The organism is Streptomyces sp. NPDC050528, from assembly GCF_044457795.1.
Taxonomy (GTDB): Bacteria; Actinomycetota; Actinomycetes; order Streptomycetales; family Streptomycetaceae; genus Streptomyces.
The window spans coordinates 139,341-165,444 of record NZ_JBITHH010000005.1 but is presented as its reverse complement, the minus strand read 5'-3'; the positions used below and the strand labels follow the sequence as shown (position 1 = coordinate 165,444).

19 protein-coding genes and 1 tRNA gene are annotated in these 26,104 nt (G+C 69.5%); 10 read left to right on the top strand and 10 right to left on the bottom strand.

Annotated elements, in window-relative coordinates:
- Nucleotides 1-135: 135 nt before the first annotated feature.
- The 3 genes from ACIBK4_RS18985 to ACIBK4_RS18975 all read right to left on the bottom strand — a co-directional run bounded on the left by ACIBK4_RS18985 (nucleotide 136) and on the right by ACIBK4_RS18975 (nucleotide 2,843).
- On the bottom strand, nucleotides 136-1,116 hold the full coding sequence (locus tag ACIBK4_RS18985) for a ribose-phosphate diphosphokinase (RefSeq protein ID WP_398995908.1): 981 nt from the start codon (nucleotides 1,114-1,116) through the stop codon (nucleotides 136-138).
- 77 nt (nucleotides 1,117-1,193) lie between these two features.
- Nucleotides 1,194-2,639: a bifunctional UDP-N-acetylglucosamine diphosphorylase/glucosamine-1-phosphate N-acetyltransferase GlmU gene (gene glmU, locus ACIBK4_RS18980; RefSeq protein ID WP_398995907.1), complete on the bottom strand. Its 1,446-nt coding sequence runs from the start codon at nucleotides 2,637-2,639 to the stop codon at nucleotides 1,194-1,196.
- Between the two features lie 132 nt (nucleotides 2,640-2,771).
- A tRNA-Gln gene (locus ACIBK4_RS18975) sits at nucleotides 2,772-2,843 on the bottom strand.
- Nucleotides 2,844-3,081: 238 nt separating this feature from the next.
- Here ACIBK4_RS18975 and ACIBK4_RS18970 point away from each other — a divergent pair.
- Nucleotides 3,082-4,398 (top strand): sensor histidine kinase, encoded by a 1,317-nt coding sequence (locus ACIBK4_RS18970; RefSeq protein ID WP_398995906.1) that lies wholly within the window; start codon nucleotides 3,082-3,084, stop codon nucleotides 4,396-4,398.
- 271 nt (nucleotides 4,399-4,669) lie between these two features.
- On the opposite strand, the gene ACIBK4_RS18965 is transcribed toward ACIBK4_RS18970, so the two are convergent.
- Nucleotides 4,670-5,170, bottom strand: a complete 501-nt coding sequence (locus ACIBK4_RS18965) for an SUKH-3 domain-containing protein (RefSeq protein WP_398995905.1) — start codon at nucleotides 5,168-5,170, stop codon at nucleotides 4,670-4,672.
- A 145-nt stretch (nucleotides 5,171-5,315) separates the two neighbouring features.
- Nucleotides 5,316-5,855 (bottom strand): YwqJ-related putative deaminase, encoded by a 540-nt coding sequence (locus ACIBK4_RS18960; RefSeq protein WP_398995904.1) that lies wholly within the window; start codon nucleotides 5,853-5,855, stop codon nucleotides 5,316-5,318.
- A gap of 388 nt (nucleotides 5,856-6,243) precedes the next feature.
- Between ACIBK4_RS18960 and ACIBK4_RS18955 the strand changes: the two genes are divergently transcribed.
- The 3 genes from ACIBK4_RS18955 to ACIBK4_RS18945 all read left to right on the top strand — a co-directional run bounded on the left by ACIBK4_RS18955 (nucleotide 6,244) and on the right by ACIBK4_RS18945 (nucleotide 11,134).
- Nucleotides 6,244-7,245 (top strand): SMI1/KNR4 family protein, encoded by a 1,002-nt coding sequence (locus ACIBK4_RS18955; RefSeq protein ID WP_398995903.1) that lies wholly within the window; start codon nucleotides 6,244-6,246, stop codon nucleotides 7,243-7,245.
- Nucleotides 7,246-7,253: 8 nt separating this feature from the next.
- Entirely contained in the window at nucleotides 7,254-10,049 is a 2,796-nt protein-coding gene (locus ACIBK4_RS18950; RefSeq protein WP_398995902.1) for an SUKH-4 family immunity protein, read from the top strand.
- A gap of 197 nt (nucleotides 10,050-10,246) precedes the next feature.
- Nucleotides 10,247-11,134, top strand: a complete 888-nt coding sequence (locus ACIBK4_RS18945; RefSeq protein WP_398995901.1) for a cellulose-binding protein — start codon at nucleotides 10,247-10,249, stop codon at nucleotides 11,132-11,134.
- A gap of 101 nt (nucleotides 11,135-11,235) precedes the next feature.
- Here the strand turns inward: ACIBK4_RS18945 and ACIBK4_RS18940 are convergent, their stop codons facing one another.
- Both ACIBK4_RS18940 and ACIBK4_RS18935 read right to left on the bottom strand, forming a co-directional pair.
- Entirely contained in the window at nucleotides 11,236-11,835 is a 600-nt protein-coding gene (locus tag ACIBK4_RS18940; protein WP_398995900.1) for a hypothetical protein, read from the bottom strand.
- Nucleotides 11,832-13,541: a PHP domain-containing protein gene (locus tag ACIBK4_RS18935; RefSeq protein WP_398995899.1), complete on the bottom strand. Its 1,710-nt coding sequence runs from the start codon at nucleotides 13,539-13,541 to the stop codon at nucleotides 11,832-11,834. Before ACIBK4_RS18935 ends, ACIBK4_RS18940 begins: the two co-directional genes overlap by 4 nt.
- 556 nt (nucleotides 13,542-14,097) lie before the next feature.
- Between ACIBK4_RS18935 and ACIBK4_RS18930 the strand changes: the two genes are divergently transcribed.
- A complete protein-coding gene (locus ACIBK4_RS18930) occupies nucleotides 14,098-14,724 on the top strand; it encodes a hypothetical protein (RefSeq protein WP_398995898.1) in 627 nt (208 codons plus the stop codon).
- A 711-nt stretch (nucleotides 14,725-15,435) separates the two neighbouring features.
- Here the strand turns inward: ACIBK4_RS18930 and ACIBK4_RS18925 are convergent.
- Nucleotides 15,436-17,082 carry a cation acetate symporter gene (locus tag ACIBK4_RS18925; RefSeq protein WP_398995897.1) on the bottom strand — a complete coding sequence of 549 codons (1,647 nt, stop codon included), beginning with the start codon at nucleotides 17,080-17,082 and terminating at the stop codon, nucleotides 15,436-15,438.
- On the bottom strand, nucleotides 17,079-17,648 hold the full coding sequence (locus ACIBK4_RS18920) for a DUF485 domain-containing protein (protein ID WP_398995896.1): 570 nt from the start codon (nucleotides 17,646-17,648) through the stop codon (nucleotides 17,079-17,081). Before ACIBK4_RS18920 ends, ACIBK4_RS18925 begins: the two co-directional genes overlap by 4 nt.
- Before the next feature lie 352 nt (nucleotides 17,649-18,000).
- Between ACIBK4_RS18920 and ACIBK4_RS18915 the strand changes: the two genes are divergently transcribed.
- The 3 genes from ACIBK4_RS18915 to ACIBK4_RS18905 are packed head-to-tail and all read left to right on the top strand — an operon-like array spanning nucleotide 18,001 to nucleotide 20,542.
- A complete protein-coding gene (locus ACIBK4_RS18915) occupies nucleotides 18,001-18,306 on the top strand; it encodes a polyprenyl synthetase (RefSeq protein ID WP_398995895.1) in 306 nt (101 codons plus the stop codon).
- A complete protein-coding gene (locus ACIBK4_RS18910; protein ID WP_398995894.1) occupies nucleotides 18,296-19,351 on the top strand; it encodes a polyprenyl synthetase family protein in 1,056 nt (351 codons plus the stop codon). The genes ACIBK4_RS18915 and ACIBK4_RS18910 overlap by 11 nt, the downstream gene beginning before the upstream one ends.
- A gap of 30 nt (nucleotides 19,352-19,381) precedes the next feature.
- A complete protein-coding gene (locus ACIBK4_RS18905) occupies nucleotides 19,382-20,542 on the top strand; it encodes an oxygenase MpaB family protein (RefSeq protein ID WP_398995893.1) in 1,161 nt (386 codons plus the stop codon).
- A gap of 13 nt (nucleotides 20,543-20,555) precedes the next feature.
- Here ACIBK4_RS18905 and ACIBK4_RS18900 read toward each other — a convergent pair whose 3' ends face one another.
- Nucleotides 20,556-22,124 carry an MFS transporter gene (locus ACIBK4_RS18900; protein ID WP_398995892.1) on the bottom strand — a complete coding sequence of 523 codons (1,569 nt, stop codon included), beginning with the start codon at nucleotides 22,122-22,124 and terminating at the stop codon, nucleotides 20,556-20,558.
- Nucleotides 22,125-22,517: 393 nt separating this feature from the next.
- Between ACIBK4_RS18900 and ACIBK4_RS18895 the strand changes: the two genes are divergently transcribed.
- Complete coding sequence (locus ACIBK4_RS18895) at nucleotides 22,518-23,306, top strand: ABC transporter ATP-binding protein (RefSeq protein ID WP_398995891.1); 789 nt, start codon at nucleotides 22,518-22,520, stop codon at nucleotides 23,304-23,306.
- Entirely contained in the window at nucleotides 23,303-25,876 is a 2,574-nt protein-coding gene (locus ACIBK4_RS18890; protein WP_398995890.1) for an ABC transporter permease, read from the top strand. The genes ACIBK4_RS18895 and ACIBK4_RS18890 overlap by 4 nt, the downstream gene beginning before the upstream one ends.
- The last annotated feature ends 228 nt before the right edge of the window (nucleotides 25,877-26,104 follow it).

Here is a 26,104-nt window from a genome sequence, read left to right as displayed (position 1 = left end):
ACGAAGAGCGCGTCGATAACGGACCGCCGTACCCGAGAACTGGTACGGCCTCCCTCGCCGAGCAACTGTGGCAGCTTACTCGGCGGGGAGGCCGTACCGGAAATCGATCTACGGATCGGTCTGTGAGGGGCTGTCTCAGTGCTCGTCGAAGAGGCTGGTGACCGAGCCGTCCTCGAAGACCTCTCGGACCGCGCTCGCGATGGTCGGGGCGATCGACAGGACCGTGATCTTGTCGAGGTCGGCGCCGAGTTCGCCCGGGGTCGGGAGGGTGTTGGTGAGGATGAACTCGCTGACGCGGGAGTTCTTCAGGCGGTCGGCCGCCGGGCCGGAGAGCACGCCGTGCGTGGCCGTCACGATGACGTCCTCCGCGCCGTGCGCGAACAGGGCGTCCGCCGCGGCGCAGATCGTGCCGCCGGTGTCGATCATGTCGTCGACCAGGACGCAGACGCGGCCCTTGACCTCGCCGACGACCTCGTGGACGGTGACCTGGTTCGCCACGTCCTTGTCGCGCCGCTTGTGCACGATCGCGAGGGGCGCGCCCAGGCGGTCGCACCAGCGGTCGGCGACGCGCACGCGGCCGGCGTCCGGGGAGACGACGGTCAGCTTGCTGCGGTCGACCTTGGAGCCCACGTAGTCCGCGAGGAGCGGGAGGGCGAAGAGGTGGTCCACGGGGCCGTCGAAGAAGCCCTGGATCTGGTCGGTGTGCAGGTCGACGGTGAGGATGCGGTGGGCACCCGCCGTCTTCATCAGGTCCGCGACCAGGCGGGCCGAGATGGGCTCACGGCCGCGGTGCTTCTTGTCCTGGCGGGCGTAGCCGTAGAAGGGGACGATCACGGTGATGGAGCGGGCCGACGCGCGCTTGAGGGCGTCGATCATGATGAGCTGCTCCATGATCCACTGGTTGATCGGAGCCGTGTGGCTCTGGATCACGAAACAGTCCGCACCGCGCACCGACTCCTCGAAGCGGACGTAGATCTCGCCGTTCGCGAAGTCGAAGGCCTTCGTCGGGACGACCCCGACACCCAGTTGCTGGGCGACCTCCTGGGCAAGCTCGGGGTGGGCGCGGCCGGAGAAGAACATCATCTTCTTCTCGCCGGTCGTCTTGATCCCGGTCACAGCACTGTCTCCTCAGAGGGTTATCAACTGGGTGTGCGTTTATCACGGTACGCCGTGTTCGACGCACCCGTTTCCGGTCAGTCTTCGCTCTCGCCCTGGCGGGAAGCCGTTTCCGCGGCCTTCGCCGCCGCGCTGCCGGGGCGCTTGCGGGCGACCCAACCCTCGATATTCCGCTGCTGGCCACGGGCCACGGCCAGCGAACCGGGCGGTACGTCCTTGGTGATCACGGAGCCGGCGGCGGTGTACGCGCCGTCCCCGACCGTGACGGGTGCCACAAACATATTGTCCGAACCCGTCCGGCAATGCGATCCGACGGTGGTGTGGTGTTTGTCCTGCCCGTCGTAGTTGACGAACACGCTTGCCGCACCGATGTTCGTGTACTCGCCGATCGTCGCGTCCCCGACATAGGAGAGGTGCGGGACCTTCGTGCCCTCGCCGATCGACGCGTTCTTCGTCTCGACGTATGTGCCGATCTTGCCCTTCGCGCCCAGGCGGGTGCCGGGGCGGAGGTAGGCGAACGGGCCTACGGTCGCCTGTGCTCCTACGTGTGCGCTGTCGGCGACTGTGTTGTCGACGCGGGCACCGGCCTCTACGACGGTGTCCTTCAGTCGACTGTTGGGACCTACCTCCGCACTTTCCCCGATGTGCGTGGTGCCGTGCAGCTGGGTGCCCGGGTGGACGATCGCGTCCTGGCCGAACGTGACGTCGACGTCGATCCAGGTCGTCGCCGGGTCGATGACGGTGACCCCGGCGAGCATGGCCTCGGTGAGCAGGCGGTCGTTCAGGATGCGGCGCGCCTCGGACAGCTGGACGCGGTTGTTGATGCCGGCGATCTCGCGGTGGTCGCCCGCGACGGAGGCGCCGACCCGGTGTCCGGCCTCGCGCAGGATGCCGAGGACGTCGGTGAGGTACTCCTCGCCCTGGCTGTTGTCCGTGCGCACCTTGCCGAGGGCGTCCGCGAGCAACTGCCCGTCGAACGCGAAGACTCCGGAGTTGATCTCGCGGATCGCGCGCTGCGAGTCGGAGGCGTCCTTGTGCTCGACGATCGCGGTCACCGCGCCGGAGGCGCCGTCGCGGACGATGCGGCCGTAGCCGGTGGCGTCCGGAACCTCGGCGGTCAGGACCGTCACCGCGTTGCCGTCGGCGGTGTGGTTGGCGGCGAGGGTGCGGAGAGTCTCGCCGCGGAGGAGGGGGGTGTCTCCGCAGACGACCACGACGGTGCCGTCGACCGTGCCGAGTTCTTCGAGCGCCATGCGTACGGCGTGACCCGTGCCGTTCTGCTCGGCCTGGACCGCGGTCCGTACGCCGGGGTCGGTCTCGCCGAGGTGGGCGGTCACCTGCTCGCGGGCGTGGCCCACGACGACGACCAGGTTCTCCGGCTCCAACTCGCGGGCGGCGGCCAGCACATGGCCGACCAGGGTCCGGCCGCAGAGCTCGTGCAGGACCTTCGGTGTGGCCGACTTCATACGGGTGCCCTCACCCGCTGCGAGGACGACGACGGCTGCCGGGCGAATGGCGCTCACGGATTTGCCCTTCGGCTTCGGAATGCTGGGGGGTGGACATTCGCAGGATACCGGGGCGTTTCATGGGGGACATGAGAGTGGGCCCTGACAGTGCTGTCAGGGCCCGAAGTGGGGTACTGGAGAAGGTTGTTGCTCCCCCGCCAGGACTCGAACCCGGACAAATGGCACCAAAAGCCACGGTGCTGCCAATTACACCACGGGGGATCAAACTCGTAGAACCGGACAATTAGTCTGGTCGCCGAGTGGGCACAGAACACTATGCCGTACCGGATGCCCTCCGTGCGACGGGACTTGTCGTGGGTGATCGGTTTCGTGGCTGTTCGATTACGCGCTGTGGTGTTGATCGATACGTGTCGTGGCGGAGGTTCGGTACGCGCCGTGGCGGAGGCACGTCGCGGAAACTCGCCGGAAAAGCGGGCCTGAACGCCCGTAGGCTGGAGGCATGACCACGACGGGGGAAGACCATGCCACGGCCCGGGGAGGGCCGTGGTGGTGGACCAGGTGGCGCAGTGCGGTGCTGGACACGGGGCTCGCGGCGGGGTCCGCCGCGGAGTGCGGGGCGGAGGGGGTTCGGTTCGCGCACGACGCGGGGATTCCGGCCGCGGTGGGAGTCGTCTTCGGGGTGCTGGCCGGGTCGGCGCTGATCGTCCGGCGGAAGTGGCCGATCGCCGTTGTGCTGGTGTCCATCGCCATCACCCCGGCCCAGATGGGTTACCTGATGGGCATCGTGGGGCTGTACACCCTGGCTGCTTCTGAGTTGCCGCGCCGGATCATCGGGTCGCTGGCCGGGATGTCCTTCCTCGGCATGCTGATCGTCATGTTCGTGCGGGTACGGCAGGACATGCAGCGGGGGACGTGGGAACTGGGGGACTGGTTCGTTCCGTTCGCTTCCATTACGACGGCGGTCGGGATGACCGCGCCGCCTGTTCTGCTCGGTATGTACGTGGGTGCCCGGCGGCGGCTGATGGAGAGTCTCCGGGAGCGGGCGGACAGTCTGGAGCGGGAGCTTCAGCTTCTCGCGGAGCGTGCCGAGGAGCGGGCCGAGTGGGCCCGGGGTGAGGAACGGACCCGGATCGCGCGGGAGATGCATGACGTCGTCGCGCATCGGGTGAGTCTGATGGTCGTGCATGCGGCGGCGCTGCAGGCCGTTGCCCGGAAGGATCCCGAGAAAGCCGTCAAGAACGCGGCGCTCGTGGGGGACATGGGGCGGCAGGCGCTCACCGAACTGCGGGAAATGCTGGGGGTGTTGAGGAGCGGGGACAGTCGGGACGCGCGTGAGCGGGCGGCTGTGCCGCTCGTCGCGGTGGGGGTTGCGGCGGCGGCTGCGGCTTCTCGGGCCGTGGAGGACGAGGGGGCGGGGGACGGGCCTTGTCTATCTGACGTGGACGAGTTGCTCGGGCAGTCGGCGGCGGCCGGGATGGCCGTTGATCTGTCGGTGGAGGGTGAGAGTCGGTCGTACGCGGCGGAGATCGAGCAGACCGCGTATCGGGTGGTGCAGGAGGCGTTGACCAACGTCCATAAGCACGCGGCCGGTGCGAAGACGCATGTGCGGCTTGCGCATCGGGTGTCCGAGATTGCTATGCAGGTCGAGAATGAGCCGCCGCCGGAGTTGGCGTCTGCGGCGGCTGCGCGGTTGCCCTCTGGGGGGAACGGGCTGGTGGGGATGCGGGAGCGGGTGCTTGCGTTGGGTGGGGTGTTTGTTTCGGGGCCTACGGACGCCGGGGGGTTTCGGGTTTCGGCGGTTATTCCGGCTGCTTGAGTTGTCGGGTGCGGGTTCGGTGGGGGCTGGTCGCGCAGTTCCCCGCGCCCCTAGGTGGTGCGGGGTGCGGCTTTGTGGCTGGGTGCGGGTGCGTTGTGGTACGCCGGGCTTTTGTCTTGGGTCGGCGCCGCGCCGGGGGGTCTCCGTCCTCGGATCGGCGCGGGGGCGTTTCTCAAGAGTGTGGTGGTGTTGAGCGCCGACCGCTGCGGGCGGACACCCCCCGACACGTCGCCTTCTCGCCGTACGCGGCTTGCGCGTCGCTTGGCTCCGGTCAGCCCGCTGTGAGTCGTACCGGCTCTATGCCCGAGATCAGGGTGGCTAGGGCCTGGTCGATGTCTGGGCCCAGGTACCAGTCGCCCGTGTGGTCCAGGGCGTAGACGCGGCCCTCGGTGTCGATGGCCAGGAGGGACTGGGTGTCCGGCTCCTCGCCCAGGGGGCTGACGTCGGTGTCCAGGGCTCGGCCGAGGTCGCCGAGGGTGCGGGCCATGTGGAGGCCGTGCAGTGGGTCCAGGTGGAGCGCCACGGGGGAGATCTGGCGGCCGGGGCCGGAAGGTGTGATGCGCAGGCCGCCGAACTCGGCCCAGGCCTCGACCGCCGCCGGGAACACGGCGTGCTGGTGTCCCGCGGGCGAGGTGTGGTCGCGCAGGGTGTCCGCCCAGATCTCGGCCTGCTTTATGTCCCAGCGGCCGGGCTGCCAGCCGGCGGCGCGCAGGGCGGCGTCGACGGGCACGGAGAAGCGCGTGGAGTAGTGGCGGTCGCGGTCGGCTTGCATCTGCCTTCGATCGTCGGCGTCAGGGACGGTGGTGCGGTGGTGCGGAGTTCGTGCGGTTGTGTCGTGGTGCGGTGGTGCCGAGTTCTTGTGGTTGTGCTGTGGTGCTGTGGTGCTCAAGTTCCTTGGGGTTTACGGGGGTTGGGTGTCAGGCCGGTTCCGTCGTGGGGTCTACGACTCTGACGCCGAAGTGGGCGCTCAGGGCTGTGCAGGCTTGGCAGGGGGTTGCGAAGCTGCCGTGCAGGGGGTCGCCGTCCTCGCGGATGCGGCGGGCGGTGAGCTTGGCCTGCTTGAGGGTTTTGCGGGCCTCGCCGTTGGTCATCGGCTTGCGGGCGGCGCGTTTGCTGCGGGCCTCGTCCGCCGCGGTGATGTGGCGGGAGATCAGGATCGCCTCGGCGCAGCGGCCGGTGAAGCGGTCGCGCTGGGTGCTGGTGAGGGTGTCCAGGAAGTCCTGCACCAGCGGGTGCAGCGCGGGCGGCTGGTCGCCGCGGGCCGCGGTGCCGGTGAGGGTGGTGGCGCCGCGGACGGAGAGGGCGGCGGCGACGGTCGGAAGTATGCCGTCACGGCGGTGATTGAGGGCCGGTGTGTGCCGTGCCTCGGTGGCGCTCCAGCCGACCCGGGGGTCGCCGGAAGGTCCGGTCTGCGCCCCGGTGTGCGGTCCCGTCTGCGTCGCGTTCATGATCGTCATCCCCTCCCGAGCATCCCCCGGCGGGTCACAGAGTGCCAAATGCCGTGGCTGGTGCGGTAGCTGGGGCGGTGCGACACGCCAGGGCTTCGGCGGGCTGTCACGACGGGGTGACGGCAGGTCACGGAAGTGAAGGTCCGGTGACGAGTGCGGTGCGTTCGGTGACAGGTGCGGTGGGCGGGTGCGGCTCACCGCTGCCGGTGACCGGTGTCGCCGTACGGCATAGGCTGTCCGCACCGCGATCCACGCGTGGAGACATGCGGGGAGACGGTCGAACGTAGACGTCAAGAAGAACAAGAAGAAGACGAGACAGTCGATACGGGGCGTAGTGGGGCTAGTTGGATATTTGGCCCGCTGTGAATCGTACTGAATGCCGCAGGGGGCAACCGCCATGACGACAGGTCGGCTCGGGCAGCGAGCCGTGCCACCGAACGCGGCCTACGCCGGGCAGGTCGTGCACTTCCCGGACCCGGTCCGGGCGGCCCGTCACCCGCGAGGGGTGCGGATGGACGAGCACGGCTATCCCGACTTCTCGCCGTACGCGCGTGCTGCGGCCGAGATCGCCGAGCCCCCGGAGGGGTTCGGAGTCGACGAGCTGAGGCTGACGGATTACGTGTCGGCGAATGCTGCGCTTGCCGCGACCGGTCATGAGTTGTGGGACACCGTGCCCGCGGTGGCCACCCCGCACGGCTGGACCTGGCACCACGTGGTCGGCACCCGGCGCCTCGAACTCGTCCCCGTCGACGTGAAGGCGCTGCTGCGCCACCACGGCGGGATCGCCACGGCCGCCGTCGACCACACCAAGCGTGGAACCCGCCCGCTCCAGGAGACCCGCCCCGCGCACTTCGGACTGCCGAAGTCGACGCTGGCGGTCACCGAGGCGCAGGTGCAGGGTGTCGAGGAGGACCTCGGCTACCGACTCCCGGGCGCCTACCGCTCGTTCCTCAAGGCGGCCGGCGGCTCCGCGCCCATCGGCACCGCCCTGGACGCCGAGTTGGGGCTCCTGGTCGACCAGCCGTTCTTCACGGTGCGTGACGAGGCCGCCGTCAACGACCTTGTGTATGTCAACAAATGTCTGCGCGACCACCTCACCAAGGACTATCTCGGCGTCGGTTTCGTCCAGGGCGGCTTGCTCGCGGTGAAGGTCAAGGGGCAGGCGATCGGCTCGGTCTGGTTCTGCGCCTACGACGATGCCCGCGACGTCGATCCGTCGCAGGCGCCGGCCGACCGCGTGGAGCGGTTGTTGTTGCGTGCCGGGGACGATTTCGACCAGTTCCTCGCCCGACTCGCGGGAAATCCCCCGGAGTTGGAGACGGTGGCGAATCTGATGGTGGACGGCGGGTTCGCCCAGTCCGTTCCGGTGTCGTCCGCGGCGCCTGCGGTGGGGGAGTGAGCTGAACGATGGTGACCTTCGCACAGGCGCAGGAGCGCGCCGAGGAGTGGATCAACGGCGAGGTGCCGTCGTACCAGCATCGCGAGGTGCGGGTACGGGAGTTCGACCTCGGTTTCGTGATCTGGGCCGAGGACCGCGCCGACGGACCGCGTTCGGACGGCGGCGCGCAGCGGATGGTGCTCGCCCGCGACAGCGGCGAGGCCACGCTGTGGCCCTCGCTGCCGGTGGGTGAGGTCATCCGCCGCTACGAGGAGGAGTACGGCCGCGCCGACGAGGTCGCCGACGCCGTACCGGCGGCTCCGGCCGCCCGGGTGGACCTCAACCAGACCTCGTTCCTGCTGAGTCCGCCGGAGTGGTTGCAGGAGGCCGCCGACAAGCTGGGGATTCCGGACAGGCGAGGGAGTTCTTCGTCAACTTCGGCCGGTGGGGCGGGGGTTGGGGCTCAGGGATCAACTCCGGCTGCAGGTGCGGGAGTTGGGACTCCAGGTTCAACTCCGGGTGCAGGTGCGGGGGTTGGGGCTCATGGTTCGTCCGCTCATGGTTCGGCGAGGAGTTCGCTTCCGGAGACTCAGGCCGGGGTGCCCGCCGCTTCCGCTTGGCCGGATGCCGGGGGGTCCGGGGTGTCGGACGACGCGCCCGCCGTGCCTGCCGGGGCTACTCCCTGGGCGGGGACCGACACCAACGCCGATGCCGGCGAGGACCGTTCGGTGCCGCTGCCCGCGACCGTCTTCGCGCCGCCTTTGAGCGAGCCCGAGGACAACACCCCGCCCGACGCCAAGACCGCGCTGATCTCCGGGGGCAGTCAACTCCCGCGTACGGCACTGTCCCCGGCGCTGGACGGGTCCGACTCCGACTCCAATTCCCATTCCAACTCCGGTGGTGGTGCGCCGGGTTCGTCGTCGTACGGGTATCCGCAGGGGCCCGGTGCGCCGGGTGCCGCGTCGGCTCCTGGTGGTGCGCAGGGTGCGCCTCCGCCGGCTCCGTCGTCGTACGGGTATCCCCAGGGGCCCGGTGGCAATGTGCCTCAGCCTCCCGGTGGGCCCGGGGTGCCGGGGCGGGCGCTCGCGCCCAATGCCGGGGACATCGCCGACGCCGCGACCAGCAAGGCGGCGCCTCCGCCGCGCCGGGGCGGTGGGTCGACCACGCCTCCTCCGCCGGGTGCGCCGGGGACTCCGGGTGCGCGGCCGGGTGGTGCGCCTGCCTCGCCTCCGCCGGCTTCTCCGCCGCCGCCCGGTGGGTATGTGGCGACGCAGATGGTGTCTGGGCTCGGGCCGGAGGGGCCTGGAGGTTCGGGCGGTCCCGGGGGTCCGGGTGCTCCGCAGCCGCCGGGTGTGCCCGGCGCGCCGAATACTCCCGGGGGTACTCCTCCGGGTGAGGTGCACCATGCCGCGACGATGTTTGCCGACCCTGGGCAGGGTGGGCCTGGGGCTGCCGGGCCGCGGCCTCCGCAGTCGCCGGGTGCCCCTGGGGTACCCGGGGTTCCGGGTGCGCCCAAGCCGCCCGGGGTTCCCGGCGCTCCCGGCAGCCCCGGTTCGCAGGGGGGTGCCCATGGTGCCGTGCATCACGCGGAGACCATGCTCGCCGGGCCGCCTGCGGGTGGGCCCGGTGTGCCTCCGCCGCCGCAATTCCCGGGCGCGCCCGGTGCGTTGGGCGCTCCCGGTATGCCGCCGGGTGCTCCGCCGCAGCCGATGGCGCCGGGTGCGGTGCCTCCCGGTGCGATGCCGCCGCCGGGGCAGCCCGTGCCCGGTCAGGGGATGCCTCCCATGCCCGCGCCGGGGCAGCCGTTCCCGGGGCAGCAGCAGCCTGCCTACGGTTATCCGCAGCAGGGGCAGCCGACCGTAGGACCGGGTTATCAGGCCGTGTTGCGGTACCGCGCGCCGGACGGGTCCGAGCAGCAGCTGATCCGGCGGTCCGCGCCGGGGACGCCGCACCCGGAGTGGCAGATCTTCCACGAGCTGCGCGGCATGAACATCCCGCCGGACCAAGTCCTCGAACTGCACACGGAGTTGGAGTCCTGCGAACTGCCGGGCGCGTACTGCGCGCGGATGATCCGCGAACAGTGGCCGCAGGCGCGGATCGCCAGCATCGCGCCGTACGGTACGGATCACGCGAGCCGGCAGCAGGGGATGCGTGAACTCCTCGCCCACCAGGGCGAGTTGCACCAGGTCGCCGACGGGCCGGCCCGACTCGCCCCGGTGCGGGCGCCGTTGCCGCCGGTGCAGCCGACGCCGCCGATCCCGCCGGAGGCGATCGCGCAGGAACTGGCGGGCGCGTTCGGGCCGGGAGTCTTCCGGTTCGAGCAGGCGGCGGTGTCCCGGCAGGGCGTACCGCCGGTCGTCGCGCACACGCTGGTCGCGGCGGGGCTGCCGATGGACATGGGCCCGTTCTTCTGGGCGCAGGCCCAACCGGGTCGCCCCGTACCGACGTTGGCCGAACTCGCGCAGGAGCGCGGGGTGCGGCCGTCCGCCGACGCGGGCTCGTACCTCGTCATGGGCAGCGACTTCGGCCGCGCGATCTGCGTCCAGTACGGCACGGCCAACATCGTCGCCGTGCCCGTGGAGGCGGGGCCGGGCGGGGCGCCCGTACCGCCGCAGTTCGTGAACACGGGGCTGCCGGAGTTCGCGCGCTGTCTGGCGCTGCTCGGACGGATGTGGCGACTGCGGTACGGGTTGAACCAGGAGCAGGCGGGCCGTTGGACCGTCGACTTCCAGGCGCAGCTCGCTTCGCTGGATCCGGCGGCGTTGGGGTCGCCGGAGAGCTGGTGGTCCGTGTTGCTGGAGCAGATGTGGGACGGGTTGTTGTGACCCCGATCCGCTGAACAGGCTGTATTGAGCTGTGTTGAAGGGCCGGGCCCGGTCGTGTGATCGGGGTCGGCCCTTTTGCGTTGCCTGATGCCCGTTACCTGTCTGCGGAGTGTCGCGTTATGAACACTTCCGCCCGATCCATCAAGATATGCGGCAAATCATCATGTCGTGTCCGTCGGATGGAGAGGGGTTCCAGGATGAGCAGCGCATCGGTGTCACCACGTGGCTTCGTGGCCGTACGGGGGCGCGGCTACCGCCCCGACCAGGTCGACGCGTACGCGGCGGCGATCTCGCAGTACCGGGACGCCGCGTGGGAACGGGCCGCGCGGCTGACCGTCCTCGCCAAGGACATGGAGGCGGAGGCCGAGCGGATGCGGGTTGCCGTTTCCCGGCTGGCTCCGCAGACGTACGAGGCGCTGGGAGAGCGGGCGCAGCGGTTGTTCCAGCTGGGGGTGGAGGAGGCCGCGGCTCTACGGGATTCCGCGCGGCGTGCGGCGGAAGCCGAGGTTGCGCAGGCCGAGGCGTGCGCCTCGGGTGTGCTTCAGGGGGCGCGGGAGCAGGCGGATGCGCTCCGCGCGGAGGCGGATGAGCGGGCTCGGCAGTTGCTGCTTGCCGCCCGTGCCGAGGCCGATGACATTCGGATCGGGGCTCGGCGGGAGGTGAAGGAGGGGCGGACCGAGGCGTTGTCCGCGTTGCGTGAGGTGCGGCAGCGTACCGCCGGGATGTTGGGGGAGCAGGCGAAGGAGCACGAGGAGCGGTGGGCGTCGGCCGAGCGGGAGGCGTCGTCCCGGGCGGCGGCTCTGGATGCGGAGTATGCCGAGCGCGTCGCTCTTGCGGAGGCTGCGTTGGGGGAGGCTCAACAGGCTTTTGCCGAGGCGGAGTTGTCGGATCGGCGGCTGCAGGAGGAGGCGGCCGCTCGGGCGGCTGAGGTGGTGGCGGAGGCTCGGGTGCGGGCGGAGCGGGTTGCTCGGGATACGGAGCGGGTGCTGCGCGAGCATGGGGAGACCTGGGATGACGTGCAGGCGCATATGGATCATGTGCGGAGTAGTTTGACGGCGCTTACTGGGCGGGCTGCGGCGGAGTGATGTGAACTGGGGCGCGGTTGTGGTTGTGTGCGGGCCCGGTGGGGGCTGGTCGCGCAGTTCCCCGCGCCCCTAGGTAGGTCGGGGTTGGTCGGCGGTTTAAGTCACGGGTGATCCGCGCAGCACGGTGTCGGGTTGGGGACCTCGAAGGGGGCCAGGGCGTTGCCTGCCGCCGGGACCAGGGCCAGGATCAGTTGGCCCTCGCGCCATTCGGGGCGTACGTGGTCCTGGGTGTGTACGGGTGTGACAGGGTCCGGAGCTTCGCCCCACGTGGCGCCCACCACGAACACCCCGTCGATCGCCGTCAGTTGCAGGAGGTCGGCCACCGTGACCGTGCCGGTGAGTTGATCCGAGCCGGGGAAGAGAACGGCTCGGCCGGACCGGCGTGCGGTGTGTTCGGCCGCGGCCAGGGCGGCCGCCTCCGCGGGACCGTGTCTACGGTCGTCCAGGGCCGCGCCCATCTCCGTTGCCGTGAGTCGTTGCCAGGCATCCTCCGCTGAACCCTTCTCCGGCAGGGCAAGCGAGATCGCCGTCCCCCTCCGCGTCTCCGTCCGGATCAGGTGGGTGCAGGCGACCGTCCCGGGTGGAAGGCCCAGTGTGATCGCCAGGTCCCGGATCAGGTGGTCCGCCTCGCGGAGGGTCGCCGTGCCGGCGTCCACCCCTATGACGGGGTGGACGCCGGACGGGTCGTACGGGGTGGTCATGAGGGGAGGACCCACATCGGGTTGGAGTAGAACCAGAGGTCCTTCCACGGGTCGGCGTCGCCGAGGACGTCCATCGCGGGGCCTACGGGGTCTACGGATGCGCCGTTGATGCCTACGGCGGTGCGGTTGCCGTCGGTGCCGCGGAGGCGGACGTAGACCGGCTTGTCGAGGCGGCCGAGGGAGTACGTGAGGCGGACGGTGCCGGTGGACTTGTCGACCTCGAAGGACTTGACGACCTTTGTCTTCGGGGTGGCGAAGGTGTCCTTGTCCGTTACCGGGCCGGTGACGTCGCCCTGGATGACGTCGACTCGGGCCAACTTGGGCTGGAACTGGGCCCAGTTGGGGCCGTTCGCCAGGCTGATCCTGATGGTCAGGTCCACCTGTGCGCCTCGGCGTACGTGCAGCGCGCCGCCGAGGGTGACCTCGCGGCCGCCGTAGGACAGGCGGGCGTCCAGGCCGCTGATCAGGCCGCCGTGGTCGACCCAGACGCGGCCCGCGCGGATGCCGTCCATGACCGCCTTGTACGAGAAGGAGGCCGCGCCTACGTGCGTGCGGGAGTACTGGCCGGGCCAGAAGTCGGTGTCGGTGAGGCTGATGCCGGTGCCGTAAACGGGGTCCTCGTAGCGGCCGTTGGCGTTGAAGTCGCCGCCCGGGCCGCGTACCGCCGTGTCCGCGTAGACGTTGTGGGAGTCGGAGTTGGCGGTGATCCACCACGGCTTGCCCTCGGCGAGGAGGCTGTCCCACAGGCCGCCGACCGTCGATGTCATCCAGTCGAAGCCGCCCCAGGTGCGGTAACTCTCCAGCGGGTACCCGGGGAAGGAGTCGGCGCTGGGGCTGTTGTCATAGATGCCGCGTCCGCTGCCCGGGCCGTTCGGCTTCGGGATGCCGCCCGCCTGGTGGCCGGGGGCGCCCTCCATGCCGACCGCGATCGTGGGCTGCGCGTCGCGCCAGCCGCGGATCTCGTGCGGGGAGTCAATGCCCTTGCGCGCCGGGTGGTTGGCGAGGAACAGCGCGTCCTTGACCTTGCGGCGGCGGACCTGGTCGGCGAGGAAGTTGACGCCCGCGATCGCGAGGGCCTCGTTCGCGGGCGAGTTGCCGCTCGCGTTCTTGACGCTGCCGTCGAAGGAGTTCTCGAACTCCTTGAGTACGGCTACCTCGTTGGAGCCGGGGTGGACGAACACCGTGCCGTGCTCGGCGCCCGGGATGTTCCACTCCAGGCCCTGGAAGACGAGGGTGTCGTCGGTCTGGTCACGGGCGTCGACGATGTCCGGATTGACCTTCTCCACACCGATCTTGGCGTGCGCGACGCTGCCGTGGTCGGTGATGACCATCCAGTCCAGGCCGTGCGCGTTCGCCTGGCGTACGTGGTCGATGACCCGGTACTTCGCGTCGCTGCTGTACTGCGTGTGGATGTGGTGGTCGCCGGCCAGCCACAAGTAGCCACCGCCACGCGACTTCTGGGACGCCTGCTGGGTCGCCTGCTGCACCGACGCGGCTGCCTCCCCCGCACCGGCGAGCACGCTGCCCGCCGCAAGTCCCGCGCCCAGCAGGCCCGTTCGGCGCAGCATGCCTCTGCGCGAGAGCTGACTGGGCGTCAAGTCGGAGTCGGGTATGGACGTGTCGAGGGCGGGCGGCAGTGACGAGGTGTCGCCGTCTCCGTGATGGTGGTGGTGACCGTGGTCGCCGTGACTGTGGCCGTGGCTCATGCTCAACTCCCGCTGATGCAGGGGGACCTTCACGCTCGGACGTGCAGAGTCTGGAAAGGAGCGGTGAACAGCGGGAGTCGAGGTGGTGGTGTGGCAAAGAACGGGTCATGTGCAGCTCACGAGGGGCTCATGGCTGACTGTTGTGCTGGTCATGCGAAACGGGAGGGTCAATCCCGGCGGGTGCAAATGTGCGGGTTTCGCACGGTGTTGACCAGGCGGCTCCGATGCTGCTGTATGCGCCGGGGAATCGTTCCAGCTTGCTTCGGTCGGCCGAGGTGAACGGGGCGGGTGACAAGGTGCCTCATGCAGGGCCGCTGGGATGCACCTTCTCCAATCCGGCGCATTGCGCATTTCATCCTTACCGGCGCATCCGCTGGTGAGCGCGGATAGGAGTCCTGCGCTCTGGTGAGCCTTCTGCCGCCAGTAGAAGGAATACAGGAGGTGAACGGTGTCCTTGGTGCCGTCGGCAGACCTTTTCAGGTCGATTGAGTTGCAGGTTTCGCAGCTCCTTCGTGGGCAGTTGGTCTGTCCTCATCAACTGGGCGAGAGGTGCTCGGTGAGCGAGCACCTCACTCTTTCGGAGGCGAAGGAGGCAGCTGCGCGAGATGCCGTCGATAGTGCGCTGCGCGACGCCTTGTGGCGATGTGTCGGGCGCGATGCCCAAAGCGACGTGCCGAATCTGGCTCGGCGGAGTCAGTTGCTCGCGTTGTACTTCGTTGTGCCCTACCTGCGGAAGTCGGCTGCGAAAGTATCGACGAGGCTGTGCGTCGATGTGGCAGACGTGAGGTCGGCGATGGTGGTCGGTGCGTTGTATGGCTTGGCCGCCGCAGCCGACAGTGACGACATCCGCGACCAGGTGGTCCGAGCCGCTTATGCCGCCGCGTGGGCCGTGGAACGGGCGGATCCGGCGGAGCGGACGAAGGATCCGCAGAGTCTTGTCGCCGGCGCGGGCATCCACCACGACGACTACTCGCCGCTGCGGGATGAATCAGGCATCGAAGCAGTTGGCGAGATGGACGCGTCGTTGCGGGAGCGAATCAGTGGCGAACGTACGGGTGCGACCTTGCATCGTCTCGGCATCCTGGACAAGTTCCTGGCCGCCGGTTCGGAGGGGATGGCCGAAGGCGAACTCGGCGTATCCGAGGAATCCGGGGAGAACGAAAACGTGGAGGAAAGCGAGTGAGCGCGAAGCGGATGTCGCAGTGGTTTGCCGACCCCATGCCCTTGCGGATGGTGGCAGATCTACTCGGACTTGATGCATCCAAGGCACCTGGGCTGGTCAGGGCAGGTCGATTCCCCTGCCGTGTCACCAAAAGGAAGGGGAAATACGAGGCAACCGTTGCAGATGTGATGGAGGCCATGGGGGTTGACGACCCCGTTGTCCGGACTCGCGATCTGTTGGCCGGAGCTGAGTTCGCGAAACGGTGGGACTGAGTCGGGAGGACGGGGCTGGCCACGGAGAGGGGGCGTGCGCATGGGCGGGCGCTCCCAGCCCCAGACAGGCCGCTGCGCTGCACCAACTGGTCGAGATGGAGGAGTAGTTCCAGGCACGGCGTGAACGACAGCGTCGCTTGCGGCTCGTCCATCGCAAAGGGACCGGGGCTGGAGGACCTTCCCCCGGCACGCTGCGAGAAGCCCTCACCGCGACTGGTCGACTCTTCTCGGCCACATGCGTCCATCGACGTCTCCGGGTGAAGGAAGCAGTGGGACCTGGGGCGATGGCAGATATGACGTCAGCTGTGCCAGTCGCCCAATGAGTACAGGCCGCGACTCTCCGCGAAGAACTCGGCAGGTGCAGCTCAGGGGCCGTTGCCACCAGTCAGAGTGCGCAGGACATGGATCGCAGCTATTGCTCCGTGGGACGAGCCGACGCGAACGTACCCTTCGATCGCGCTCACTTCCTCCTCCGTACCGCGCCCGCCAGGATCCAGCCCTCCAACGCGTCGTAGCGGCGGCGCTGTTCCTCCTCCTTGCGGCGGCCCGAGGCGACCGTGCCCAGCCAGCCGCAGGCGAAGCCGAGGGGGATCGTGACGAGGCCCGTCGTGGTGAACGGGAACCAGTTGAAGTCGGCGTTCGGGAAGGCGGCGGTGGGCGAGCCGGAGACCAGGTTCGTGCCCGGCATCAGGAGCAGGACCGCGAGGGTGCCGCCAACCAGCGTGCTGAGCAGGCCTGTTCGGGTGTAGCGGCGCCAGAAGAGGCTGTAGACGAGGGCGGGCGCTATCGCCGAGGCGCCCAGGCAGAAGGAGAGGGTGACGAGGGGTTGCAGGCCCCTGTGCTGGATCAGTGTCGCGAGCACGATCGCCGGAATCCCCACCGCCAGCGCCGAGTAGCGGGCCAGCGTCATCTCGCGGCGGACCGGCATCTCCTGGACCCGGGTCGCGAAGACGTCGTGGGCAAGGGAGTTGGCGCAGGCGAGGATCATCCCGGCGACCGAGGCGAGCAGGGTGAGGAAGACGGCCGTGGTCACGGTGGTGAAGAGGAGGGTCTCCGTCGGGGAGAGGTCGGGCCCGAACACCGCCCGTGAGCCCAGGAGATAGGCCGTGTTGCCCTGCGGGTCCGCCCGCGCGATCGTCGCCCGGCCGATCAGTGCCGTGGCGCCGAAGCCGATGATCGTCACGATCACCACGAACAGCGCCACCCCCGACACCGCCCACGACATCGACCGCCGCACCTGCCGCGCGCTCGACGCGGTGTACATGCGCATCGTTATGTGCGGCAGGCAGGCGCCGCCGATCACCACCGTCAGCTGTGAACTGATCATGTCCAGGCGGGGACTTGGGCCGCCCGCGAACTCGAGTCCCGAGTGCAGAAAGGCCGGTCCGGCCCCGCTCCGCTGTGCCGCCGTGTCGAAGAAGGTGCCCAAGTCCCAGTGGAAACGGTTCAGTAGGAGTACGGCGATCACGGCTCCCGAGCCGAGCAGCATCACGATCTTCAGGATCTGGATGAGGGCGGTGCCCTTCATGCCGCCGATCGCCGCGTAGCTGATCATCAGCGCGCCCAGGCCGATGATGCAGCCGGTCTGCAGGAAGTCGCTGGAGAAGCCGAGGATGAACGCCAACAGCTGTCCCGCGCCCGCGAGTTGGACCAGCATTAGCGGCAGCAGCGCGATGATCGTCACCGTGCACGCGACGATCCGTACCGAACGGCCCGGCATCCGGCGGGCGAGCGCGTCGCCCATCGTGAACCGGCCCGCGTTGCGCAGCGGTTCGGCCAGCAGGAACATCAGCAGGAGCAGGGAAAGGGCTGTGCTCAGGGCCAGGACCACGCCGTCGTAGCCGAACAGGGCGATCACTCCGCCCGTGCCCAGCACGCTTGCCGCGGAGATGTAATCACCGGCTATGGCAAGGCCGTTGCGCAGCGGGGAGAGGGAGCCGTAGCCCGTGTAGAACTCGTCGAGGTCGTCGCGGTCGGGGCCCGTCATCACGCAGAGCAGGAGGGTGATCGTGGCGACGGTGGTGAAGGCGACCAGTGACATGGTCTGCGAGGAGTCCCTGAGGCCGGTCATCCCGGTCACCGTGGTCGCGGTGGCTGTCCCGGTCATCGTGCCGCCTCCCGTCTCGCGTCCAGTTCGGCCTGTCTGCGGAAGCGGTCCGCGAGGGGGTCGACGCGGCTGCGGGCCGTGCGCTCGTAGAGCGCTATCGCCAGCCAGGTGACGGGGAGTTGGACCAGCGCGAGCAGCAGGCCGGTGGGCACGCCGCCGGCGCCGGTGCTCGTCATCAGGGCGGGCGCGAACGCGGACAGGCCGAGGAAGAGACAGAAGTAGCCGAGCGCGGCGGCGGTCGCCACCCGGCGCTGACGGCGGTACGCGCCGCGCAGGATGCGCAGATCGCTGTGGTTGCCGAGGGCGGGGCGAGGGGGGAGACGGCGGCGCTCGGGTGGAGGCGGGGGTGGTTGCCAGGGGTAGGTGACGGTGGGTGGGGAGGGGGGTGGGGGTGGTGTCGGGGGTGGTGTGCGGTCGTACGGGATGTAGGGGGCGGGGTCGGGGTCGTACGGGGTGTAGGGGGAGTTGGCGGTGGTGTCGGGGTCGTACGGGGTGTACGGGTCGGGTGACGAATGCGCATCAACCGGGCGGTACGCATCGTGCGGAGGGTACGGGTCGTAGGACATCCCGTGCTCCTTGCGTGGCTCGGGTCCGTGGCGGCGGACCGCAGGGAGTTGGGCGGAGCGGGTCACGCATGTTACTCGCCGGTTGGGGGATGTGGGTGCTTTTCGCCGAACTGGGCGGTCGGTGCGCGGTCGTTGCGTGCCTGGCGCGTCAATCGGGCGCTGACCTCGGGTGTTGTCCGGGTTGACGGGTTTCCCGGGAACGTCGCAGGCGGGCCCGGCGGTGCCGTCCGCACGGTCGAGCGAAGTGATCACTCGATCGTGAGTTTCTCCTCTCGTCCGCCCGATGTGTCGCGATCCTGACAGGAGGGCGGGTGATCGGAGTCGCCCGGAAGTACTACGGGTGGGGAGTGGCATGACGCGAGCGCCGGAACGGCACGAGGGTCTGGACGAGCGGGCGTTGTTGCTGGTGGCCGGGTTCGCCGGGCTGACGGTGAGCGCGGTGGGGTCGGCCGTGGGGTCCGTGGTGGGCTCGACCCTGGGGGCCGTACGGGGGCTGCTGCGCCGCTCGGACGCCGCGGAGCTGGCGGCTGACGCCGAGCACGAACTCGCGGCGCGCGGGCGCCTGGTGCTCGACCGGTACACCGCCGTGCCCCCGGCCCACTTGGAGACCCTCGCCCGGCACGCCCTCGCCCGTCAGGCCGCCGCCGATGGCGTCTGAGCGCTGGGAACCGGCCGCCTTCAAGAGCCGTGTCGACCGGGTGCTGCAGCGGTTCGTGGCCGAGGAGGCCGAGCGGTTCGCGGAGATCGACCCGGCGCTGGAGCCGGTCGCCGGGCAGCTGGAGGCCGCGGTCGTGGACGGCAAACGGCTGCGGGCGGCGTTCTGTTACTGGGGCTGGCGCGCGGTGGGGCAGCCCGACAGCGACGCGCTGGTGCGGGCGGCGGCCTCGATGGAGCTGGTGCACGCCGCCGCGGTCGTGCACGACGACCTCATCGACGACAGCCCGCTGCGGCACGGCCGCCCCACCGCCCACATCGCGCTGCGCACCGCCGTACGCCGTCGTCCCCGAGCCGTCGCGGCCGCCCGCTCCCTCGCCATGCTGGTCGGGGACCAACTGATGGGCATGGCCGGGCAGTTGTTCACCACCAGCGGGCTGCCGGCCGCGTATCTCGGGCGGGCCCGCCCGCTGTGGGCCGTGCTGGCACGGGAGTTGATCGCCGGTGAGTGTCTGGAGATCCTGCGGACCGGCGCCGAGCCGGACACCGCCGCTTCCCTGAAGGTGATCCGGTACAAGACCGCCAAGTACACCGTGGAACAACCCCTGTTGATCGGCGGCGCCCTCGCCGGAGCCGGCGCTCGGCTGCGCGAGGGGTACTCCGCGTACGGGCTGCCGCTGGGCGAGGCCTTCCAGTTGCGGGACGATCTTCTCGGTCTCTTCGGGAACCCGGAACACACCGGCAAGGCCAACGCCGACGACGTACGCGGCCACCGGCCCACCGCCCTCCTCGCGGAGACCTGGCGCGCCGCGGGCGCCGAGGACCGGGAGCGGTTGCGTGCGCTCATGGGCCAACGCGGACTGGACGGCGTGGAGTTGGACACGGTGCGCGAGACGATGCGCCGGCTGAAGGCGCCCGGCCGCGTCGAGGGCATGATCACCGCCCGGGTCGAGGAAGCGCTCGACGCCCTCCAGGAAATGAACGTCCCCGCCCCCGCCGAGGCCGCGCTCACCGCGCTCGCGCACTCGGCGACGGTCCGCCTGTCCTGACCCGTGACCGCGAACTCCCAGGAGCCCACCGTGACTTACACCGAGACGTCGATGGACGGCCTGCGCCGGGCCGGTGACGAACTCGCCGACGCGACCGTCGCCGCGCTCTTCGAACGCGGGGAGGTGGGCAAGTTCAACACCCTCATGCGCTACGTGTCCGTCGCCGGAGCCCCGCTGCCGGACGGCCTGCCCGCTGTGGCCCTGGAGTACCTCAACGCGACGAGTGCGCCGCCGAGTTGGGTCGACTGGGACGAGATGGAGCGGGCCCGGCTGTTCTTCATCGACAACAACGTGCACATCTCGACCGCGCTGTCCTTCGCCTCCATGCCCGCCTGTTACGTCGTCCCGCCGGTGGCGAAACTCCTGTCGGCCAGCCACGGGCTGCAGTACCCGTCCAAACGCATGGCGGAGACCGGGCAGTTCACCGTCTATCTGATGCAGCCCGACGCCTTCGAGTCCGGCAGCCGTTTCCTCCCCGCCGTACAGAAGGTCCGCCTTCTGCACGCCTCCATCCGCCACCACCTCCTGCGCGAAAACCGTTGGGACGCAGGGGAGTTGGGCACGCCGATCTGCCAGGAGGACATGATCGGCGGGCAGATGTTCTTCTCGATGCTCGTCCTGGACAGCCTGCACCGCCTCGGCATCCACATGTCGACGGAGGGCGCGGAGGCCTACTACTACGCCTGGCGTGTGGTCGGCGCGATGCTCGGCGTCGACCAGGAAGTGGTCCCCAAGTCCCTTGAGGAAGCACGGCAGTTCCTCGACCTCTACATGGTTCGGCACATGGGCCCGTCCGAGGAGGGCGCCCACCTGACCCGCCAGCTCATCGACCTCTACGAGGAGGTCGTCCCCGGGACTTTCTTCGACCCGATCGTCTCCGCCCTCATCCGCCACCTTGTCGGCGACACCTGTGCCGACTGGCTCCAGGTGCCGCGCACCCGCTGGGACACGCTCGTCAAGGCCGTGCCCCACCTCCTCGGCGTGCTGGAGACCATCGAGGACCACTCCCCGCTCGGCGCCTGGGCGTTGGACCGCCTCGGCCACCTCACCACCGTCCTGGAACTGTCCTCCCTCACCCGCGGCCGCGTCATGCACTACGCCATCCCGGAACAGCTCAAGAAGGACTACGGCGTCCCCAACTCGGTTTCTCCCACTCGCCGTTGGACTCCGCCCGCCGCCACCGTCTCCTGAACTACCCGGCCCCTCACTGCTCCTTGAGGACCGGGAACCGTCGCGGTGCCAGGAACAGCAGCACCAGGAAGGCCACCGCGGCGGCGACGCCCGCGCCGATGTACACCGCGTGCACCGCGTCCGCGATCGCCCGCCGGGTCGCCTCGGGGACGGCACCCCCGTCGAGGCCCCGCGTCACCGAGTCCAGGTCGCTCGCGCCGCCCAGTCGGGACGCCAGCACCCCGTTGGCGACCGCCCCGAAGACGGACGCCCCGATCGTCTGACCGGTCTGGCGGCAGAACAGCACGGACGCGGTCGTCACACCCCGCTCCTCCCATCCGACCGTCGACTGCACCCCGACGATCAACGGGAGTTGGAAGAGCCCGAGGGCCGCGCCGAGCAGCAGCATCAGCACCATCGGCTGCCAGGCCGCGCCCGGATACGGCAGGAACGGGAACGCGAACAGGATCAGCGTCGCCGCCCCGATCCCGAGCATCGCCGTATTGCGGAAACCGATCCGCCGGTACACGTGCTGGCTCAACGCGGCCGACACCGGCCAGCTCAACGTCCAGACGGACAGCACGAATCCGGCCGCCACGGGTGCCAGCCCGAGCACCGACTGCGCGTAGGTCGGCAGGAACACGCTCGGCGCCACCATCAGCAACCCCAGTGCGCCCAAAGCCAAGTTGACGGCCGCGATCGTACGGCGCCGCCACACCCACCCCGGGATGATGGGCTCGGCCGCCCGGCGTTCGATCGTGACGACCACTCCGGCCAGCGCAAGTCCCGTGGCGAACAAGGCGATTGAGGGTGCCGAGAGCCAGTCCCACGCGACGCCGCCCTGCACGAGGGCCGTGATCAGTACGCCTCCGCACGCGAACACGGCCAGTGCGCCCGCCCAGTCGATGCGGGGGCGGGAGGTGCGGGCGCGTTCCGGTTCGTGGAGGTGGCGGACGATCAGCCACAACGCCACTGCCCCGACAGGGAGGTTGACGAGGAAGATCCAGCGCCAGCCCGCGTACGCGGCGAGCAGTCCGCCCACTCCCGGGCCCGCGACCGCCGACACCGCCCACACCGTGGACAACTTCGACTGGATCTTGGGGCGTTCCTTCAGCGGGTACAGATCGGCGGCGAGCGTCTGCACCGTGCCCTGCAACGCCCCGCCGCCCAGGCCCTGTACTACCCGGAACGCGATCAGCGCGCCCATGTTCCAGGCCACCGCGCACAGCAGCGAACCCGCGAGGAACACCGCCGCGCCGGTGATCAGCACCGGCTTGCGGCCGAAGGTGTCGGACAGCTTGCCGTAGACGGGCAGCGTGACCGTCACGGCCAGCAGATAGCCCGAGAACAGCCAGGAGAAGACGGAGAAGCCGCCGAGGTCGCCGACGATCTGCGGTACGGCGGTCGAGACGATGGTGGAGTCGAGGGCGGCCAGGGCCATCGCCAGCATGAGGGCGGCGACGACCGCGCGCTTGCGCCGGTCGGGAGGGGCCGGCGTGGGCTGCTCGGGAGGCGTGGGCGTGGGCTGCCCGGCCGCCTCGGGTCGTATCTCGGTGTCGCTGTCCCTGTCCCCCTGGTCCACAGGATTCCTTTCCCCTTGCATCTATCTGCCGCGCACCAGCTTCCCACTTGACCCTCACGTAGCGGCAGGGCGGAACCTGGCCGGGTCACTGGGTGGACCGGCCCCCGAGATCGACTCCACCCGACGGTGGAGAGCCCCTAGGGGTCTCTCCGTACTACGACCCGGGGACGGTTCGTACCGACGGAGGAGGAGAAGGGCAGGGGGTCGTCCTTAACCTGGCTTTATGCCGCTGGGGGGCGGCAGGCCGAACCCAGGAGGGTGGGGTTTTCCCCCGGGAAAGACTGCGCTGAGCACCAGCGCGCCGGACCCCCTCCCACCGACAGACTCATCGTCGTCACCAGTTGACGTAACCAGTTGAACCGCATCGACCGGGCACCGGCACGCTCTGCTGCCGACCGACTTAGGAGACATACCATGACATCGGCTGTGACCATTCCCAGGCACGGGGGTACTGGAGGGCGTACGGCCGTTGCCGCGCGAGCGCGGCAGGTCGTCAAGGCGTACGGAGCCGGGGAGACCCGTGTCGTCGCCCTCGACCATGTCGACGTGGACATCGCCCGCGGTCAGTTCACCGCGATCATGGGCCCCTCGGGGTCCGGCAAGTCCACGCTCATGCACTGCCTCGCCGGGCTCGACACCGTGACCTCCGGGCAGATCTACCTGGACGAGACCGAGATCACCGGCCTCAAGGACAAGAGGCTCACCCAACTCCGCCGGGACCGGATCGGGTTCATCTTCCAGGCGTACAATCTCCTGCCGACGCTGAACGCGCTGGAGAACATCACCCTCCCGATGGACATAGCCGGCCGCAAGCCCGACCAGGGGTGGCTGGCGCAGGTCGTGGAGACGGTCGGTCTGTCGAGCCGGCTCAAGCACCGGCCCAACCAGCTCTCCGGCGGTCAGCAGCAACGCGTCGCCGTGGCACGGGCGTTGGCGGCCCGCCCCGAGATCATCTTCGGCGACGAACCGACCGGAAACCTCGACTCCCGTGCGGGCGCTGAGGTGTTGGGCTTCCTGCGCCGGTCGGTGGACGACCTCGGGCAGACCATCGTGATGGTCACGCACGACCCGGTGGCCGCGTCGTACGCGGACCGCGTCCTGTACCTCGCGGACGGCCGGATCGTCGACGAGATGTTCAAGCCGACCGCCGACGCCGTCCTCGATCGCATGAAGGACTTCGACGCGCGGGGGCGTACGTCATGACCGTCATGAAGACCTCCAGGCGCAACTTCTTCGCGCACAAAGGGCGGATGGCGCTCTCGGCGATAGCCGTCCTGCTGTCGGTCGCCTTCGTCTGCGGCACGCTGGTGTTCACGGACACGATGAACACGACGTTCGACAAGCTCTTCGCGGCCACCGCGTCCGATGTGACGGTCCTGCCGAAGGCGGCCAAGGCCGACGGCGGCACCCCGCAGAACGGACTGCCCGAGTCGCTGCCGGCCTCTGTGCTGGCGCGGACGGCGAAGGCCTCCGGCGTCAAGTCCGTTGAGGGCGGCGTCAGTTCGATGAACGTGACCGTCGTCAACAGCGCCAACAAGAACATGGGCTCTTCGACCGGAGCGCCCACCATCGCGGGCAACTGGACGAAGAACGACCTGCGTTCAATGGAGATCACCTCCGGACACGCCCCGCGCGGCCCGACCGAGACGATGGTCGACGCCGACACCGCCGACAAGCACCACCTGAAGCTGGGCGACTCGCTGCGCACCATCTCGCAGACCGGTGACTTCACCGCGCGGATCGTCGGCATCGCCACCTTCAAGGTGACCAACCCCGGTGCGGCCGTCGTCTACTTCGACACCGCCACCGCGCAGCGCGAACTCTTGGGCGCCACCGGCCGGTTCACCCAGATCGGCGTCACCGCCGCGAGCGGTGTGACGGACAGTCAGCTCAAGCAGAACGTGGCGCAGACCCTCCAGTCGTCGGGGACGTACAAGATCCAGACGGCCAAGGAGAACGCCGACGAGAACCGCCAGGGCGTCGGCCAGTTCATGAACGTCATCAAGTACGCCATGCTCGGCTTCGCCGGGATCGCGTTCCTGGTGGGCATCTTCCTGATCATCAACACCTTCTCGATGCTGGTCGCCCAACGGACCCGCGAAATAGGCCTGATGAGGGCGATCGGCTCCTCCCGCGGGCAGGTCAACCGCTCGGTGCTGGTCGAGGCGACCCTGCTCGGGATCGTCGGTTCGATCCTCGGGGTCGGCGCCGGTGTCGGGATCGCCGTAGGCCTGATGAAGCTGATGAGCGCGGCGGGCATGGACCTGTCGACCCGGGACCTGACGGTGAAGTGGACGACCCCGGTGCTGGGCCTGCTCCTCGGCGTGATCGTCACCGTCCTCGCCGCCTACCTCCCGGCCCGCCGGGCGGGCAAGGTCTCCCCGATGGCCGCACTGCGCGACGCCGGTACGCCGGCCGACGGCAAGGCGGGCTGGGTGCGCGGCCTGATCGGTCTGGTCCTGACGGGTGCGGGTGTCGCGGCTCTGTTCGCGGCGGCCACGGCCAAGAAGGCGACGGATGGTTCGCTGGTACTAGGGGCGGGTGTAGTGCTCTCCCTGATCGGCTTCGTGATCATCGGTCCGCTGCTGGCCAACGGGGTCGTACGGGTCATCAGTGTGGTCCTGCTGCGGGCCTTCGGGCCGGTGGGGCGCCTGGCCGAACGCAACGCGCTCCGCAACCCCAGGCGTACGGGTGCTACGGGTGCGGCCCTGATGATCGGCCTCGCGCTGGTCGCCTGTCTGTCGGTGGTCGGCTCCTCGATGGTCGCCTCGGCGACGAGCGAGCTGGACAAGTCCGTCGGCGCCGACTTCATCGTCCAGGGCAACCAGCGGATCGTGCCGCAGGCCGAGAAGGCGATGGAACAGGCGCCGGACCTCGTCCACGTCACCCGCTACAAGGACATCGACGCCACCCTCACCTCGCCCGACGGCCAGAAGGACACCGACGGCATCACCGCCGCCGACCCGTCCTACGCCCAGGATCTGCGCCGCGCCACCACGGCCGGCGACCTGTCCGCGGCCTACGGCACCAACGCGATGTCGGTCGGCTCCAAGTACGCCAAGAAGCACGGAGTGCATGTCGGTGACACCCTCTCCGTCGCCTTCAAGGGCGGCGAGACGGCGAAGCTGAAGGTCGCGGCGATCACGGACGACGACGTGGCCATCGACCAGGGGGCGCGGTACACCAGCATCGCCACGATGCAGAAGTACCTCCCGGCCAACAAGGTCCCGCCGAACGAGATCATGTTCGCCAAGGCCAAGGACGGCCAGGAGAAGCAGGCGTACGCGGCCCTGAAGAAGGCCATGGCCCCCTACCCGCAGTACCAGGTACGCGACCAGACCGACTACAAGCAGGAACTCAAGGACCAGATCGGCCAGCTCCTGAACATGGTCTACGGTCTGCTGGCTCTGGCGATCATCGTGGCGGTCCTGGGGGTCGTGAACACCCTCGCCCTGTCGGTCGTCGAGCGGACACGCGAGATCGGCCTCATGCGAGCGATCGGCATGTCCCGTCGCCAGCTCCGCCGGATGATCCGCATGGAGTCGGTCGTGATCGCCCTCTTCGGAGCGTTGCTCGGCCTGGGGCTGGGGATGGGCTGGGGTGCGACCGCCCAGCAGCTGCTCGCTCTGGAGGGGCTGAAGGTCCTGGAGATTCCCTGGGGCACGATCATCGCGGTCTTCATCGGTTCGGCGTTCGTGGGACTGTTCGCCGCTTTGATCCCGGCGTTCCGGGCGGGGCGGATGAACGTCCTCAACGCGATCGCCACGGAGTAGCCGACCGAGCCACCGAGCCACTGTCCACAGAGCCACTGTCCAACGGGGGCAGGCCCGGCGCCGAGAAGTCACGGGGGACTTCTTGGCGCCGGGTTTGTTGTTTTTGTTTTTAGGGGGGTCACTTTGTGGCGGACCGAGTCGGGTGGTGGGTGGGCATAGGCCCGGGGGTCCAGGGGGCGGAGCCCCCTGGGCGTCAATACCAGCGCGGGGTGCCGGAAAAGCGAGGTT